Here is a 16,095-nt window from a genome sequence, read left to right on the forward strand (position 1 = left end):
TCTGCGCTCTTATTTTATGTTGTTCATACAGTTCTTTTAAACGTGGTTCTAATCGGAAATCTAAATCATTTGTTAGCATATAAGTGCCCCCTTTTCTTACCATGAATATTCAGCTTATTTTTATCTCTAAAAATTTTCTACAAATAAATATTACTTTCCTTTTTTTAAATCAAACATAGCAAACTTGTAACAAAACTCTTTAAGAGTGCTATATTTTCATAGGATTTTTTTATCAAAAGAGGGACCGTTACATCTATTTTCTTTTTTATAAAATAGATATTGAGGCAAACAATATGTTAGTTAGTCAAAATAAAAACTAACCTCAGTAAATACAGAATAACATTCATGGATAAAGATACTCGTCATGTTGTAAATTTTGGTGAGTGTAAAAAGGTGCATGCCTATAAAGAATCGTTTTATAATAAAGATTGATAGTGTTTTATATACACTATCAACTTATTTAGACGTAAGATTATAATCCAATATATTAGATTAAGCGCTTGAAAAAAATATAGTTGATGAGATAGCCTTAAACGACAATTCCCAACAAGCTTAATACACATTGGCTATGATGAGTTAGACCAAATTTTGTGAAACAGTATACAACAAAAAGGGAAGAGGCGATAAATATGCAGTCAACGGAAGCGCATATGAAGGAAAAACAACGAAGAGAAAAAATAGAAATTATATTTAGTCACAGGGTAAAAGGGGAGAATTTTTTTCACGGTTCTTCCTATCAATGGAAAAACATTGTATATCAAAATTATAATAGGATACAACAAAAAGAGTTGGAAATTGAACAACTCATTTCAAAAATGGAAAAAGAAGGGATCCGTTTTACGCAGCACCGTTCCCTCATACACTATCCCGTCATTGATTTCGTAAAATATATAGCTAAGATTTATAAGGAGCCCCTCGAAATAAAATAATCATATTTATAAAAGGTTTATTTCCGGGGGTTTTTTTAACTTAAAATCAGGGGTACCGCCCCATTTCCATCAAGATAAAGTTTTATAACACCCCCAAAACGAAATTTTTAGGTTTTATTGTGAAAAAAGCCTATTTATCATTTTTGGGGTGACCTGTTTTCTTAGGTTGATGGGATACCGCCATCAACCTAAGAAAACAACATGCTAGGAGTATACTAGATTTTATACAGTTTTTCTGCTAATCCAATAACCCAAAAACCATGCCAGGATAGGAATGTATAAAAAATGAATAGAGTTATCGAAAAAGAAAAAGTGGATTACACCACTACTTTCCCTGCTACCCTACTACTAATAGTTATTTAAAACAAACCAGGTAATTTAACACTTAAATATTTAGGAAGAAGGCTCAGAATGAAATTAAATAATGAAAAAGATGGCATTGTGTTTGCAGTACTTTCTTATATTATGTGGGGTATTACTCCAATTTACTGGAAGCTTATTCAACACGTATCTTCAGGAGAAATTCTAGCACAACGAGTCTTTTGGTCCTTTATTTTTATGCTTGTACTTTTATTTTTCATGAAGAAATGGTCTACATATGTTGAATTCATGAAAGAAATTGTTAAAAATCCAAAATTAGTTTTGTCACTTATTATTGCTTCTGTACTGATTAGTTCAAACTGGGGTATCTTTATGTGGGCAGTGCTTAATGGAAAAATATTAGAAGCAAGTCTTGGTCAATACATTAATCCTTTAACAAGTATGTTAATCGGTGTAATCGCATTAAAAGAAAAGTTAAGTGGTTCTCAAATTCTTGCATTTATATTAGCAGGCATTGGTGTATTAACACTAACGTTCCATTATGGTGTGATTCCTTGGATTTCTCTTAGTTTGGCGCTTACCTTTGGATTTTATGGTTTAGCCAAAAAAATGATTAAAACAGATTCAGTCATTGGATTAACACTTGAAACGATGGTAATTTCGCCTATTGCGTTAGTATATTTGACTTACTTGATGTTTCAATCTCAAATACAATTTTTCAATTCTGTTTCAACCAGTTTATTATTAATAGGGAGTGGCATAGTAACAGCTCTACCACTTTTATTATTTACAAAGTGTGCTAAAAAAGTTTCATTATCTATGCTTGGTATTCTCCAATATATTTCACCAACTCTGTCACTAATAGCCGGTGTTTTTCTTTATAACGAAACGTTAACAAAAGCTCATTTTATAGCTTTTACCTTTATTTGGTTAGCCCTTGTAATTTATACTTTTTCTTCCATAACAAAGTCAAGTAAAGAGAGTAAAAAATAAATGAGTTTAACTTATAAATAATGAACTACCTGTAACGAAAATTATGTAAATAAGCTGTCCATATGGGCAGCTTATTGTATTTTTGCTTAGCGTTTTTTTGATGCATGTTGAATTGATGGTATTTTTGTACCAAGTACAAGTATGAATGCAACAAGTGCTAATCCTGTACATAGAAGAAATAGATAATAGAATGAAAATGATTTTATTACCCAAAGATCTAATACTGGTCCTAAAGCCATGCCATTGCTTCTCCACGAAGAGATCGTGGAATACATCAATCACAGCCTTTTCTATTGAACTTGTAGCAACTGCCCAGCTGATTCCATGGAAAATATGTAAAATCACTAAGCATATAGCCCCTGTTATCCAAGTATAAAAATACATTGTCTTTACAAATAATACTCAAACATTTTTGCAACCTTTTCTTTTATTTTTTCTTTTATAGATAATTGGTTGACGTCAGAGGATGTTACTTGCTTTGAATTTTGTAAGTCTGCATTAATCACTGGCTTTATTCTCGAAATATAGATAGGGTCATGAATATAACAGTTCATTTCCTCATTTAAATGAAACGAACGTGAATCAAAATTCACGGTCCCAACCATCAATACTTTTTCATCAATCAAAAATACTTTACCGTGTAACACCCCATTTTTGTAACCATATACTTCCATCCCCTGTTTTAATGCTTTTCGGATATATGGATATGCTGCTTCTTTAACTAATAGTGCATCCGAATGAGGTGAGAATAGAATTTTGACACGGACTCCCCTCTTTCTTGCATCTACTAATGCATTCCAAATAGTTCTGTCTTTTGGTATAAAATAAGGTGTTAATATAATAATGGATTCTTTTGCTTGTTGAAACAGCATTTTATAATCTTGCCCAAGTTTTTCTCCACTATAATATGCAGTAAATCGTTGCGAGGTTGCTCCCTTTTCCTTTACCGCATTGTGTATCGGAATCGGTTTCTCTGAGTTTCTCTTCCAGTCTAATACAAATTGTTGTTCTAAATCTTGAACTCCTTCTCCTCGTATTTGAAGATGATAATCTCTCCAATAACCAAGTTTTTCTTTTTCTCCCAAATACTTCTTTCCAATGTTGAATCCACCAATGTAACCAACCTTTCCATCAATAACTGAAATACGACGATGATTCCGATGATCCAAAGAAGAAAAAAGATAAGGGAAAGCAGGTTTATTGTAATATGTAAAATGAACTCCTTTTTCAACTAATAATTCTCTTTCCTTTTTCTTTAGTAAAATTCCACCTAACCTGTCCAAAGCATAGTATACTTCTACACCTTCTTGACTTTTTTTCCGCAATAACTCTAGAAACTGATGGCTTACTTTATCATCAGCAATAGAAAAAAAGTTAACATGCACGTAATGCTTTGCTTGCTCTATATCTGAGAATAGTTGATTGTTTAACTGTTTCCCATCTGTATACAAAATAATATCACTTTGACGCATAGGGTATTGACTAGAATTTTGGCTAAATACCCCATTTTTTTCTGCTATCGTTCTGTCAATTTCACCCCAAACAAACAGAACTAAACATCCACCGATAAATAAAAAGAGGAATACTCGGAAAATTCTTCTTATCTTTTTCAGCACATTTAATCTCCTTTATATATTATCGTTTTATTTCTGTTAGTTTTTGTTATTGGGACAAAACTATTCCATGCATCTATTAGCTAAAAAAATCCCTCTTTGAATGATTAACTATAAAATTTCTCATTCGCATAACCCTAAAATTGGAAGTCGTACAATGATAATAAAATAGGCACTCTATATTTTGAAGTACATTTACAAGGAGGAATACTACATGACAGTAAGTACTAAACTTAAACAAACTATCGCTGGATTAAAGAGTGCTCAAGCATGCCTAGAAGGATTTGTTCTTGATACTGATAACAAGCAAGCAAAACAATTATATAAAGGTGCAGCACAACAAACTCAAGAAATTATTGAATCTTTAAATCCTCGTCTTCAACAAATTGAACATGAAGAGCCTCAGTACAAGTAATAACATAATACCTTTCACATAGAATATCGTCCCCATGGAAGAGTGCCCAGCTTAAATAACGATTATCATAATGCTAATTATGATTAAAGGGTCTCACCATATTGCCATCAATTTAAGAATTCAAAATTACCCCAAAACGAAAAAATGAGTTCAACTCTCATGGACACCTATGAAAAGATAAAATTTTCGTTTTTGGGGCATTTCAAAATATTAGCTTGATTGGCATAGGGGTACCACCACATACCCATCAAGCTAAAGATGTATATTTCATGCACTTCCGTTCTTGATGCTCACATGCTTGATATTTTTATTTGTTTTTAAAGTTTGCTTTTGATTAAAAGGGAAAATACACGCTATAAAAATAAAACCCCAATCTCTCCATATTAAAATCGAGAAATTGGGGTTTAGTCACGTAACAATATTTTTTATTTAAAACAAATAACTAATTAATAATCCTGCTGACAATAAGAAGCCGAAAATCGTATTTGTCATTGCTGTTGATTTCATTGCGATGCGCATATATCCGGGATCCTTTGCCCCTTTTTGGAAACTTTGAATCGCAGAAATTGGCTTTCTCAAACCTAGGAACATAACTAATGCCCAAGGGCTTATATAACCCATTAATACAATTACGGCAATCCATAAATACGCAATGAAAAAGGCTACCGCTAGTGTTACCACAGCTTTCTCTCTCCCAAGGAGGATTACTAATGTCTTTCTTCCACCTTTAATATCTTCTTCGATATCTCTGATGTTATTCGACATATTGATTGCACCGACTAAAATTCCAATTGGAATGGAAATCAATACACTTTCAATCGTTACAGTATTCGTTTGAATAAAGAAAGCAATGAGTACAAAACATGTCCCCATTAACAATCCAGAAACTAATTCTCCAAACGGGGTGTACGCAATTGGTAGTGGACCACCTGTATATAAATAGCCAACTGCCATCCCAATTAAACCAATAACCACTAACCACCAACTACTATTCATACAAATATAAATGCCAATAAAAGCTGCTACTACATACAATAAAAGCGCAACTGTTAACACATTTTTTGGCTTCAATCCATGACGGACAATTCCACCACCGATGCCAACGGATTCAGCGGTATCTAATCCACGTTTGAAATCATAGTACTCATTAAATAAGTTCGTTGCTATTTGCAATGCTAAACATGCAACCATCATCGCAATAAATAACAGCCAATCAATTTTGGCAATATAAAGTGATGCCACTGTTCCTAAAATTACAGGAGAAAACGTCGCCGTTAATGTATGTGGGCGCGTCATCTTCCATATTAATTTAGCGGAACTAATTTCTTTTTCTGTCCCCATAACTCTGTTCAATCTCCCTACATTTTAAGTATAAATTACTAGCAGTATCTTTCTATCTATTTCCTGCCACGCATCCATTCATTATATCAATAAATGATTATCCTTTCTAACAAATCTACTTTTAATAAGGTGAAAAATTATAAAATGAAACTTTAATCAGTAGGAGTTTTGTCACCCCCACTGATTATTAGTACATATCCATTGGTTTTTTACGGGCAACCCTCCCATTCGTTGAATTTTGTGGTGGGAGTCTTACTGCCCGTTAATGCGGGATAAAAAAGAAGTCAAATTACTTCCAAACAACACCTCGCCTCTCATATTCCATTCTGTATTCAACGGCAGCCGCAATTTTAGGGCTTGCGAATCTTTCCGTGATCCAAAGTCCCAAATCAACTCCTGAAGTAACTCCTCTTGCAGTGATAATATCCCCTTGATCCGCAATTCTGTAATGAAGAAGCTCTGCCCCGTATTCACTCATTTCATCCTGTGCCAAATAGTGCATCGTTGCCTTTCGACCGTTCAATATACCAGAGGCAGCTAATAGCATACCTCCTGTACACACACCAGCAACAATTGTTCCTGCATTGTGCATCTCGCTAATCATTTCGGTCAAAGTACCAAGCTCTGCTTGCTTTCGTGCCCCATGCTCTGCTTTATGATTCCAGCCACCACCAGGTACAATTAACAAATCTGGCCTATTATCCATTCGTAAAAAATCATGTAGTTTAACCGTAACTCCAAATGAAGTCGTAACTTCTTGTTTTTGTTCACTCGAAACGAATTCAATTGTAAATGGAGCCCCTTCTTCTATCGCTCTTTTCAGTACCTCAAACGGTGCGAAAGAGACAAGTTCTCCGAAACCATCAAACAATACTATTTGTATTTTCATTTTCGGACACCTCATATGCTTTCTTTTTTAAATTGTAGATATATATAATGATTGGGCAACCTCAAAGTGTAAATTGTAAAGTATACCTAGATTATTCAAATAAAAAATAATATCCCACATAGTTAAATACATTTGTAAACCCTACATTTTCCACAACTGCAACAGAAGGCTTGTTCAATTCCATACAGTCCCAATATGGAATAATATCATTCTCCAAACAATCTTTCACAAAACTATGCGCTATCTTTTGAGCTAATTTTCTCCCTTGGTGACCTTTTATCGTTTCCATATCTATACAATGTATATTTGCAAATACAAAACCTGAAAAACATACACTTACAATTAGATCATCATAAACAACGCAATAACCGATTCCCTCATCGAAAAAACAATCCGGTGAAGACCAAAACTCTAAAATTTTTGATTGTAAAAAATCAATATTCTTAAATGTATTGTTATTATTTTCATAGAGAGCTTTACTCATTTTCAGCACAGTATATCCCTGTTCAAATTTAGGCTCATGATGATTGTCATAATCCTCTTTTCTTAGCGTATACACTCTTTGATTCCAACTCTTTAATTTACGGTGCTGAAATATTCTTTCAATTGTTTTGTTCCATTTTGAATGATTACCGATTCCTTCAAAGCAATCTAGTCCTACCTTCCTCGCCTCAGGTACTATTACATTATTAATAAAATGATTCATTTCTTTATTAAACTCTTCATTTGCAGAATCTCCAATGAAGAAGAATCCATCATTATTACCTAACCAAATAAGTCCCGAATTAGGAGCAGTACTATTATCTACAAATATACGACCAGGGTTCACTCCTGCAATTACAGCACGTACCTCTAATTGACCTTGTTCATTCACTAAACTATTACACCTATAAAAATCATTCTTGCTTAGTTCACAGATCATACGTTACATCCCCTTTTTTAAACTGTTCTATTCTAACTTTACCACTTTCACATAATATTCTGTATTATTTTCAAGAGTGGTTTTAAAGCGATGCGATAAGTAAATAAAATACATAATAAAAAAAAGTCAATCCCCTATAAGATAGAAGATTGACTCTTTCCTTTATTTACTCCCCTGTTTCAGAAAATCGCTTTATACGTTCACCAATTTCATCACGAACACGTTGAAATTCGGACCACTCTTTTCCTGCTGGATCATCAAATCCCCAATGAACACGATTTACATGCGGCGGAGTAGATGGACAAACAGAATCCGCATGACTACACAGCGTAACGACTAAATCAGCACTATTTAAAATGTTTGCATCAATTATATCTGATGTTTGATTTGTTATGTCGATATTTACTTCGTTCATTGCTTTAATTGCATTTGGATTTACTCCATGTGCTTCAATTCCTGCAGAATATACATTCCATTTATCACCTAAATATTGTTTGCCCCACGCTTCTGCCATTTGGCTTCGGCATGAATTTCCTGTACATAAGAAATAGACTGTCTTTTTGTTTTCCATGGTATTTTCCACCTTTATTTTATATTTAGACTGGTTGGTCATTAAAATATTTACGTTTAAACCAAAAAGCAACGTTTACAAGTGCAATCATTACAGGTACTTCAACTAATGGTCCGATAACTGCTGCAAATGCTGCGCCTGAATGAATACCAAACACCCCAACTGCTACAGCAATTGCTAACTCAAAGTTATTACTACCTGCTGTAAATGCTAACGTTGTCGTCACCGGATAGTTTGCACCAATTTTTCTTCCCATAAAGAAAGATACAAAAAACATTACAATAAAATAGATTAATAACGGAATCGCTATTCTTACCACATCTAATGGTACGCTAACAATCATCTCCCCTTTTAAAGAGAACATAATGATGATTGTAAATAATAATGCAAGTAATGTAAGTGGACTAATCTTCGGTATAAACACCTTTTCATACCATTCTCTTCCTTTTAACTTAACGAGTACAAAACGTGTTAACATGCCTGCTATAAAAGGAATTCCCAAATAGATAAATACTGATTTCGCTACTTCTCCCATTGTAATATCGACAATAGCCCCTTCAATCCCTAACCATTCTGGAATGACTGTTACAAACACGTATGCATAAACGGAGAAGAATAACATTTGAAATACTGAGTTAAAAGCCACTAAACCTGCTGCATACTCTTTATCCCCATCTGCAAGATCGTTCCAAACAATTACCATCGCAATGCAACGTGCTAACCCAATCATAATGAGACCAACCATGTATTCTGGCTTATCAGGAAGAAAAATAATTGCTAACACAAACATAAGTACCGGACCAATAATCCAGTTTTGTACTAAAGATAAAACCAATACTTTTACATCTTTAAATACGCGGCCCATTTCCTCGTAACGAACTTTCGCTAACGGTGGATACATCATGACAATTAAACCAACAGCTAGCGGGATAGACGTTGTTCCAACTTGTAATGTATTCAATCCGTCTACTACACTAGGAAATACAAACCCTAAACCAATCCCAACAGCCATAGCTAGAAAAATCCATAGTGTTAAATATCGATCTAGAAAAGATAAACGTTTCATTTTATTTTCCATCTCCTATTAACAACAAGAATTTTGTTCTACTACGTTAGAAGTCGTGCAACAAGGTGCCTCTTCTATTTTATGAACATCACTCTGTGCTTTTGTATAAAAGAATTCCCACTCGTTCCCATCAGGATCCGTTACCCAAAACTTATCTTGAACCGCATAGCAACAAGTCGTATCCATCTCATCACGCGCAAAGAAACCTTCTTTTTCTAATCTTTCTTTATGTAACGTAATTTCTTCAGCTGTATCCACTTGGAAACCGAAATGATTTACCTGATTTCCCTTCACTTCATCTCGTACGTTTAGCGTGAAATTAAGTCCTGGCGTCTCTAATAAAAATTTTGCATAATCTACTTTCACCTTAACTGGTGACACACAAAATACCTTTTCGTAGAATTCAATAGACTTCTCTAAATCCGTAACATTTATACCGACATGAACATATCTCATAGCTTATTCCTCCTCTTTATATGTTATTAATCAATTTTTTTTGATTAATAACGCAAAATTTTAACAACAACTACCTTTGCCTGTTTTTCTAAAGATACAGCACAATTCTTCTGATAACAAATTATTCACTTCCGCATCATTTAAATCATAATAACTCCACGTACCTTTTGTTTCTTTTACAATTAAACCTGCATCTAATAAAATCTTTAAATGATAGGACAATTTAGATTGCGTCATTTCAAAAATCTCTGTTAAATCACATACACAAGTCTGGCCTCGCTGGCAAAGTTCATACATGATTTCTAAACGTTTTTGATCAGCCAACGCTTTAAACTTTTTCTCATATAACTGAAAATTTTGTGCCACTGTAGTTCACTTCCCTTCATCAACTTTTTTTGATGTTTATAGTATATACGCTAGTGAGTTTATTATGCAACTTATTAATCAATTTTTTTGATTTAGAAAAACTTCCTCCCATTATATCTTTTTACAACTTAATAGTTACAATATTTCCGAGAAATGGAGTCTCTATAACTATTTTAAATTTTAATTTGATCATTATAGAGTAGTGCCCCATCACCATCAATCTAAGAAAAACAAATACCCCAAAATGAGAAAAATCGATATAACTCTTCGGCAAATAAAGATAACTCTTGTTTTTAGTGCATAATCATAAAAAGCACGTCACCCTTTCTCATTAACATAAGAGAATAGTAACGTGCTTTCAATTTCAAAAATAGTCTAAATCCTTAAGTTGATGGTTGTGGGGCGGGCCCCAATAAGAACGGTATCTAAGATTGTATGAAAGGTGTTAGTTCCATTCAAAAGGCCTCAGCCGACGATTAACTCAAGTACCGGTTTCGGATGACCCCCATGTGATGAAGTTCGTGTCCTGCGATGCCGTACGCGAGGGCGCGCGCCGTAATGCTTAGGTTGTTGGCTGTACCCTTGCGGTTCCACGCCTCCGCCGGTAGCCCGCGCAGCAATGTGATCGTTGATTGCCGGACGGCCTGGTAGTCTTCGGCGAGTTGCGCGATTGTCCAGCTTCCGAAAGGAGGCATGAACAATTCCTGATCGAAACCGGTCAGCGGCGTCTGGTCCCCTCTTGCGAACCGGAGCAGGCGGTAGGTCATGACACGTTCCGCGTCTGTAATGTGGCCCACAACTTCTTTCAGTGTCCATTTTCCTTCCGCATACCGATATGCGGCCTGGCTTTCGGTCAACGATGCCAGGAACTCGGTCATTTGCTTTTCCTGAGCGAGCAGAATGTCGATGATGTTACCGTCTGGCACCAAACGGATATATTCGCCGGAGCTCCCAGCGTATTCTTCTTCTGATGGTCTTTGATTCATGCGTAGTCACCTCTTTATGTATATATAGAAAATTATAGCACTCGTCTATGTCTAATAAATTCGCGAAATGATAGAACTTCCCTTCTAATAATTGAGGCTAAGCAACTATTTAGTCGGTCGCCACACTATCCTGATTCCTTAGCGCAATAAGCAATTCTAATCAATAATGCATAAAAATTAGAAGTTATACAATATTTCAAAGTTATTAATATATATTAGTTTATTCCGAAACACACATAAATATATTTTGTCGAAACTATTAAAAAGGGAGAATTTCTCTAGCTGAAGAATTAATAATTGTGTTACCAATATGTAAAAATCTCAATTTAAAACTAAAGGAGAACAAAATGGGACAAATAATTGTATCGATGTACCTCTCACTAGATGGTGTCATTGAGGAACCAGCTTGGACTGCTCCATACTTCAATGAAGAAGTGGCAAAGTTTCAATCCAATTTACTGTTTGAAAGTGAAGCTCTTCTACTAGGGCGAGTAACCTATCAAGGTTTTGCAGCTGCTTGGCCTTCTATGACTGATGAAGAAGGTTTTGCTGATAAGATGAACAGCATGCCTAAATTTGTTGCTTCAACAACTTTGGAAAAAACCGAATGGAATGCAAATCTTATCAAGGGTAATATTGTAGAAGAAATATCGAAACTGAAGGAACAGCCTGGTCAGAACCTTTTAATCTATGGCAGCAGTGATCTTACACAAACATTAATGCAACATGACCTCATTGATGAATATCACTTTATAGTCAATCCCGTTATCGTAGGGAGCGGAAAGCGTCTCTTTAAAGACCAGAACAATACAAAAGCATTAAAACTTATAGAAACAAGAACGACCAGTTCAGGTGTCGTTATTCTTTCCTATCAGCCGGAGAAAAAAGAATAATTACTGATAAATTATATAAACAAAAAAACTCATCAGAATAAATCCTGCTGAGTTTTTTTTATAAGATAATACATATATTAATTTATAAAAATTACACGGGTTAGTACTTTATCAGTCATACCTACATAGGCATCGGATATTCCATATGTTTGCCCTGTTTGGAGAGAGCTCATTAATACCTCCATATCTAGCTGTATATACTCTGTACCTTTCTTTATTCTTCCATCCTGAAAATAATCAGGTTTGCAATTTTTACAGCCCATACAAAGACAAGGATCCAGAGAGTAATGATAATAATGCCTGTTATCCAATTCTTTGGTTTGCTTATTGTCTGTCTTTCCTCTACCTTTCTTTTACAATCCTCCAACACTTCTTTAGGAATAAGTTTTAATGCCAAGTATACACCTAATGGTACAAGAATCAAATCATCAAGATACCCCAAGATTGGAATGAAGTCTGGGATTAAATCTATAGGACTAAAAGCATACGCAACAACAAGCATTGTAAATAATTTAGCATACCAAGGGACTCTTTCATCTCGATATGCCAAATAAAGTACAAGAAGTTGTTTTTTTAAGTTTCTAGCCCATTTTTTCATTTTTTGTATGATAGATATTTTTTCTTCTGTTTCTATCGGTTTATTTTGATTCAAATTATTCCTCTCCCATTTTATTACTTCGTACATCTTCTCAGAATTGTTCTTATTAACTGTATAATAATTGCGTAGCTACTATTGAGTCTAATACTTTATTTTAATAAAAACTATTTATAATATAAAACCTAATGATCAGTCTACATTTTAATAATCAATAAATTAGAAAGATAAGGGATAAGAAACACATTTAAATCAACTAGGTTTAATCTAATCCAGTTTTTAAGTGGGAACAAGCATGTGAGGGAGGGATCCCCAGATTTTCGTTCTGGGGTATTCTTTAATTTTAACCTGATAGACATAGGAGAAAACTTCTAATTTAGTAATTTGTGCAGTACAAGCTGTAACTAAATCTATTAATCTGACATACCATATAAATGTAACTTTAAATCAATAAAAAGTTGCAAAGGAGGCGAATATAAAATGGCATCATTTGAAATTGGAGCAAGATCTCTTTTTAACTTTCGAAACGAACGCTTTTTCTTATTAGTTGAAGATGAAATTACAATTCCAGATAAAGGTGTAGAAATTGATCCAGTTAATATCTATGAAATTGACGAGCAAACTTTCGATTTTATCAGAGATGAAGGAGATACACCTGTAATTGAACCAGTTGATACACTTCCAACTGTACCATCTGAATTTAAATTAGAACGAAAATGTATTTTCACAGTCGATAATTCATACTTTGTAATATACGATTTAGAAGATGGAACTGATAACAACGTCCTATTAAGAATCAGTGCAGCATTATTTAATTCATTAAGAAATTCTGGTGTTCGTGAATGTTTTCCTCAAATTTTCATTTAAGAACATAAATTAATTAGACCTCAAATGGAATACTCTTCGAACAATTTAACCCCTCGTAGTTTTCTACAAAGGGTTAAATTGTTATGTAAAAAGTTTTTTAATTATTAGCAGTTTTTGGCGGTTCGACAGGTACGATTGCTAGTCCAATTCGAGCAACCTAAGAAAAGCAAATACCCCAAACAGTACGATTTTATTTCAAAGACAACGTTCTTACTACACATTTTTTATTTATCCCACACTCTCATATGCTAGTATTACTATTTTTTATTACTAATGTTGCCGTTTCACTCGGATGGCTAAGAGGAAAATGATGGCCATATGGAACAAAATCAACCTTACCAAGATGCGATGGAGCAGAATAACCTCTGTCATAATCCCCCCAAATAATGTGAAGATTATACTTTGTTACTTCATTGAAATCACCTTGATCGTTTTTCAGTAGTAAACTGTTAAGCTGAACCGTAGTATTTAAAATTCTAGGAGAAGTAAAACTGTTCCTTATTTTTTCAATATAATGTTCAGGGATGCTCTCTATACTTTCAAACAAACCATTACTTAATAAATATCGCTCTATGAAATTAGTAGTTGCCAGTTTTAATGTCCATTTGTTCATAAATTGAGGAACATTTAGCGATTTAGCATTTTTTTTAACAACAGGTGGCTGAAGTAAAGTGATTGAATACTTCTTATCTATGTACTCTTGTACCAATGCTTCCAGAAGAATAAATGCACCGAATGAATGACCAATTAGATGTGCACCATTAGTAGCTTTCTCCAATAACTTTTTCACTACATTCAAATAGATATCTAGAAGATTTTTCTCTCGTTTAAAAGGAGAACGTCCCAAACCTGGAAGATCCAAGATCCATACAGGTTGACCAGTTTTTTCATGAAGCTCTTGTGCTAAAGGAAATAAATCCTCTCCATCACTCAATAAACCATGTAATAAAATAAACGGTTTACCCTCTCCTTGTAATTGGTAAAGGGTAGTGTTATCGCATAATGTTCGTTTAAATAAATGATTATGCTGGCCATTTTGATCTATCATTCGATAATCCAGATCAGCTACTACGGCAGGGAGAAATTTCATTACACTCGTCTTCTTAAACCAATCCCCTTCCATAATTTTTTTCGCTGAAACATTTGAAAATTTTCGTTTTGTAATAAAATTCAGTCCATCAGAAGGAATTTTTGTTATTTTACTTACTCCACTATTCATAATTGTTTTCATAAGCGGCATTGGAACCGAGATCTTTGGTGCCCTCATATTCATACTTTCCGACATAATACTTAATAATTCAGCAATGTTCTGATCGTGCTGTTTGTCTTCAACAAGTGTATATGTTTGAATAGTCGGTTGCTCCAACCTGAAAACCTGCACAATAAACTTCGCAAACTCATCGTTTGAAATAAGTGGTAACCTATATCCCTTACCTCCAGGAATCACTGGCATGAGCCCTCTTCGCATACTCATCACAAGCAAACCTAATCCTGCTATCTGCTCTGTACTCCCTGTTTTACTACTACCGACTACAGTTGGTGGATTAATTACAGAAAGCGGATAACCTACTGCTGATGCCTGTTGACGGATATAAAGATCTGCTAAAAATTTTGTTCTCTCATATGGATTTTTTATTTTCAAATAACTGTTTCCTTCTTTAAACACATCAATTGCAATCTTGCTATTTTTATCATCAAAGGGGCTCATATAACCTACAACATGAATAAATTGTTGCAAGCCCTTCAATTGATGAATACTTTTAGCTAATTCACTAATATGTTTCGCGCCATTTAAAAATACGGAAGCTGCCTCTTTACTTGTCGCTTGAATATCCATGGGGCCTCCTGCGTGAATAATCACATCCGTTTTCAACACCCTCTCCTTATCTTCAGCACTTAGACCTAAATCTATTTTCGTCAAATCACCTTCAATAAAGTGCATAACTGCCTTTTTTAAGATGCCTCTTTCTTGAAAAAGGCGTATTGCTTTACTTTTCGACCTCACTAAAAGAAGAATTTTAACATCCTCTTTGGCTAATTCTTTCACTAATTGCTTTCCAATAAAGCCTGTTCCACCAGTTAAAAATACTGTTCTCATATAAAATCTCCTTTTTAGTACTATTCAGTACTAATTCGATGTAAAAAAAATGCTTCTTTTATCGAAGCAATTTTAAAAAATGATCTGCTGTTTTCGTAATTACAGTTGCATCCTTCAATGTTTCTGAAATAAATAACGCTCCTTCAAGATTTGTAATAAAAAGGGATGCAACCTCATCAATATTAATCGTATTTCTGAATTCTCCATTCTCTACCCCTTGTTTAAGTAATAGAGAAACTTTCTTTTGTAATCCTGTAAAAAAAAGACCTATTTTTTCTTTTATTTGCGTGGCCTGTTTAGGACTTTGAATATAAAGAGTAATAAATGGACAGCTCCCCTTATACTCTCTCGACTGAACTCCTTGTGATAATTGCTTTAAAAACTGTTGGATACGATCTTCAACTAAAAATTGGCTCTGAGAAATTATGTCATCAATTGCAGATTGATACATTTCAATCCAATAATCAACGACCCCTTCTAATAGTACTTCCTTATTAGAAAAGTGATAATACACATTAGACTTTGAAACTTTGCTTACACGTACTAATTCATCCATACTTGTATAAGCAAACCCTTTTTCTAAAAATAATGTTGCAGCTACTTCAATCACACGTTTTTGATTCATTAATTTTACCTTTGTCATAACTAGAACTATATAGTACTAATTTAAACATTGCAAGTATTTATGTTAATTTTTAAAAAAGTTTAATTAAAAAAGTTCCACTAACATTGATTTTACTGCAAAAAAATCTTAGCATCAGTGTTACAAAAAAA

The 16,095-nt window shown here is 34.0% G+C and carries 17 protein-coding genes and 3 pseudogenes; 5 read left to right on the top strand and 15 right to left on the bottom strand.

Annotated features, from left to right (window positions below; translation table 11 throughout):
- Positions 1 to 79, bottom strand: a pseudogene (locus tag HMPREF2590_RS18190) (acyl-ACP desaturase); the annotation flags it as partial.
- A gap of 550 nt (positions 80 to 629) precedes the next feature.
- On the opposite strand from HMPREF2590_RS18190, the gene HMPREF2590_RS18195 reads away from it, so the two are divergent.
- Both HMPREF2590_RS18195 and rarD read left to right on the top strand, forming a co-directional pair.
- The gene (locus HMPREF2590_RS18195) at positions 630 to 929 is read left to right on the top strand and encodes a hypothetical protein (protein WP_001191994.1); all 300 of its coding nucleotides are present in this window, start codon (positions 630 to 632) and stop codon (positions 927 to 929) included.
- 411 nt (positions 930 to 1,340) lie between these two features.
- The gene (gene rarD, locus HMPREF2590_RS18200; protein WP_050821970.1) at positions 1,341 to 2,243 is read left to right on the top strand and encodes an EamA family transporter RarD; all 903 of its coding nucleotides are present in this window, start codon (positions 1,341 to 1,343) and stop codon (positions 2,241 to 2,243) included.
- A 92-nt stretch (positions 2,244 to 2,335) separates the two neighbouring features.
- Here the strand turns inward: rarD and HMPREF2590_RS31115 are convergent.
- Positions 2,336 to 2,645, bottom strand: a pseudogene (locus HMPREF2590_RS31115) (MFS transporter); the annotation flags it as partial.
- Positions 2,633 to 3,859, bottom strand: coding sequence for a phospholipase D-like domain-containing protein (locus HMPREF2590_RS18205; protein WP_050821971.1), 1,227 nt, complete (start codon positions 3,857 to 3,859; stop codon positions 2,633 to 2,635). The gene HMPREF2590_RS18205 and the pseudogene HMPREF2590_RS31115, both read right to left, overlap by 13 nt.
- Before the next feature lie 211 nt (positions 3,860 to 4,070).
- On the opposite strand from HMPREF2590_RS18205, the gene HMPREF2590_RS18210 reads away from it, so the two are divergent.
- Positions 4,071 to 4,271 (top strand): DUF1657 domain-containing protein, encoded by a 201-nt coding sequence (locus HMPREF2590_RS18210; protein WP_000218933.1) that lies wholly within the window; start codon positions 4,071 to 4,073, stop codon positions 4,269 to 4,271.
- A 429-nt stretch (positions 4,272 to 4,700) separates the two neighbouring features.
- On the opposite strand, the gene menA is transcribed toward HMPREF2590_RS18210, so the two are convergent.
- From menA to HMPREF2590_RS18250, 8 genes are all read right to left on the bottom strand, one after another.
- The gene (menA, locus tag HMPREF2590_RS18215) at positions 4,701 to 5,612 is read right to left on the bottom strand and encodes a 1,4-dihydroxy-2-naphthoate polyprenyltransferase (RefSeq protein ID WP_000536355.1); all 912 of its coding nucleotides are present in this window, start codon (positions 5,610 to 5,612) and stop codon (positions 4,701 to 4,703) included.
- 289 nt (positions 5,613 to 5,901) lie between these two features.
- A complete protein-coding gene (locus tag HMPREF2590_RS18220) occupies positions 5,902 to 6,501 on the bottom strand; it encodes a DJ-1/PfpI family protein (RefSeq protein WP_000701557.1) in 600 nt (199 codons plus the stop codon).
- 91 nt (positions 6,502 to 6,592) lie between these two features.
- On the bottom strand, positions 6,593 to 7,423 hold the full coding sequence (locus HMPREF2590_RS18225; RefSeq protein WP_050821972.1) for a GNAT family N-acetyltransferase: 831 nt from the start codon (positions 7,421 to 7,423) through the stop codon (positions 6,593 to 6,595).
- A gap of 166 nt (positions 7,424 to 7,589) precedes the next feature.
- Positions 7,590 to 7,994 (bottom strand): arsenate reductase (thioredoxin), encoded by a 405-nt coding sequence (arsC, locus tag HMPREF2590_RS18230; protein WP_050821973.1) that lies wholly within the window; start codon positions 7,992 to 7,994, stop codon positions 7,590 to 7,592.
- Positions 7,995 to 8,019: 25 nt separating this feature from the next.
- Positions 8,020 to 9,060, bottom strand: a complete 1,041-nt coding sequence (gene arsB / locus HMPREF2590_RS18235; RefSeq protein ID WP_000826557.1) for an ACR3 family arsenite efflux transporter — start codon at positions 9,058 to 9,060, stop codon at positions 8,020 to 8,022.
- A gap of 18 nt (positions 9,061 to 9,078) precedes the next feature.
- Positions 9,079 to 9,516, bottom strand: coding sequence for an ArsI/CadI family heavy metal resistance metalloenzyme (locus tag HMPREF2590_RS18240; protein WP_050821974.1), 438 nt, complete (start codon positions 9,514 to 9,516; stop codon positions 9,079 to 9,081).
- A gap of 60 nt (positions 9,517 to 9,576) precedes the next feature.
- Positions 9,577 to 9,882, bottom strand: coding sequence for an arsenical resistance operon transcriptional regulator ArsR (gene arsR / locus HMPREF2590_RS18245; protein WP_000068188.1), 306 nt, complete (start codon positions 9,880 to 9,882; stop codon positions 9,577 to 9,579).
- Positions 9,883 to 10,358: 476 nt separating this feature from the next.
- A complete protein-coding gene (locus tag HMPREF2590_RS18250) occupies positions 10,359 to 10,868 on the bottom strand; it encodes a DinB family protein (RefSeq protein ID WP_001076310.1) in 510 nt (169 codons plus the stop codon).
- A 347-nt stretch (positions 10,869 to 11,215) separates the two neighbouring features.
- Here HMPREF2590_RS18250 and HMPREF2590_RS18255 point away from each other — a divergent pair, with 347 nt between their 5' ends.
- The gene (locus HMPREF2590_RS18255) at positions 11,216 to 11,761 is read left to right on the top strand and encodes a dihydrofolate reductase family protein (protein ID WP_050821975.1); all 546 of its coding nucleotides are present in this window, start codon (positions 11,216 to 11,218) and stop codon (positions 11,759 to 11,761) included.
- 89 nt (positions 11,762 to 11,850) lie between these two features.
- On the opposite strand, the pseudogene HMPREF2590_RS29180 reads toward HMPREF2590_RS18255, so the two are convergent.
- Both HMPREF2590_RS29180 and HMPREF2590_RS18260 read right to left on the bottom strand, forming a co-directional pair.
- Positions 11,851 to 12,015: pseudogene (locus tag HMPREF2590_RS29180) on the bottom strand (IS4 family transposase); the annotation flags it as partial.
- Positions 11,976 to 12,413: a YkvA family protein gene (locus tag HMPREF2590_RS18260; protein ID WP_001075128.1), complete on the bottom strand. Its 438-nt coding sequence runs from the start codon at positions 12,411 to 12,413 to the stop codon at positions 11,976 to 11,978. The gene HMPREF2590_RS18260 and the pseudogene HMPREF2590_RS29180, both read right to left, overlap by 40 nt.
- 423 nt (positions 12,414 to 12,836) lie before the next feature.
- On the opposite strand from HMPREF2590_RS18260, the gene HMPREF2590_RS18265 reads away from it, so the two are divergent.
- On the top strand, positions 12,837 to 13,223 hold the full coding sequence (locus HMPREF2590_RS18265; RefSeq protein WP_050821976.1) for a type 1 periplasmic-binding domain-containing protein: 387 nt from the start codon (positions 12,837 to 12,839) through the stop codon (positions 13,221 to 13,223).
- A gap of 241 nt (positions 13,224 to 13,464) precedes the next feature.
- Here the strand turns inward: HMPREF2590_RS18265 and HMPREF2590_RS18270 are convergent, their stop codons facing one another.
- Both HMPREF2590_RS18270 and HMPREF2590_RS18275 read right to left on the bottom strand, forming a co-directional pair.
- Positions 13,465 to 15,321 (bottom strand): alpha/beta fold hydrolase, encoded by a 1,857-nt coding sequence (locus HMPREF2590_RS18270; RefSeq protein WP_050821977.1) that lies wholly within the window; start codon positions 15,319 to 15,321, stop codon positions 13,465 to 13,467.
- 58 nt (positions 15,322 to 15,379) lie between these two features.
- Positions 15,380 to 15,946, bottom strand: coding sequence for a TetR/AcrR family transcriptional regulator (locus HMPREF2590_RS18275; RefSeq protein ID WP_044584626.1), 567 nt, complete (start codon positions 15,944 to 15,946; stop codon positions 15,380 to 15,382).
- Positions 15,947 to 16,095: the final 149 nt, after the last annotated feature.

It is taken from the genome of Bacillus sp. HMSC036E02, from assembly GCF_001836235.1.
Classification (GTDB): domain Bacteria; phylum Bacillota; class Bacilli; order Bacillales; family Bacillaceae_G; genus Bacillus_A; species Bacillus_A cereus.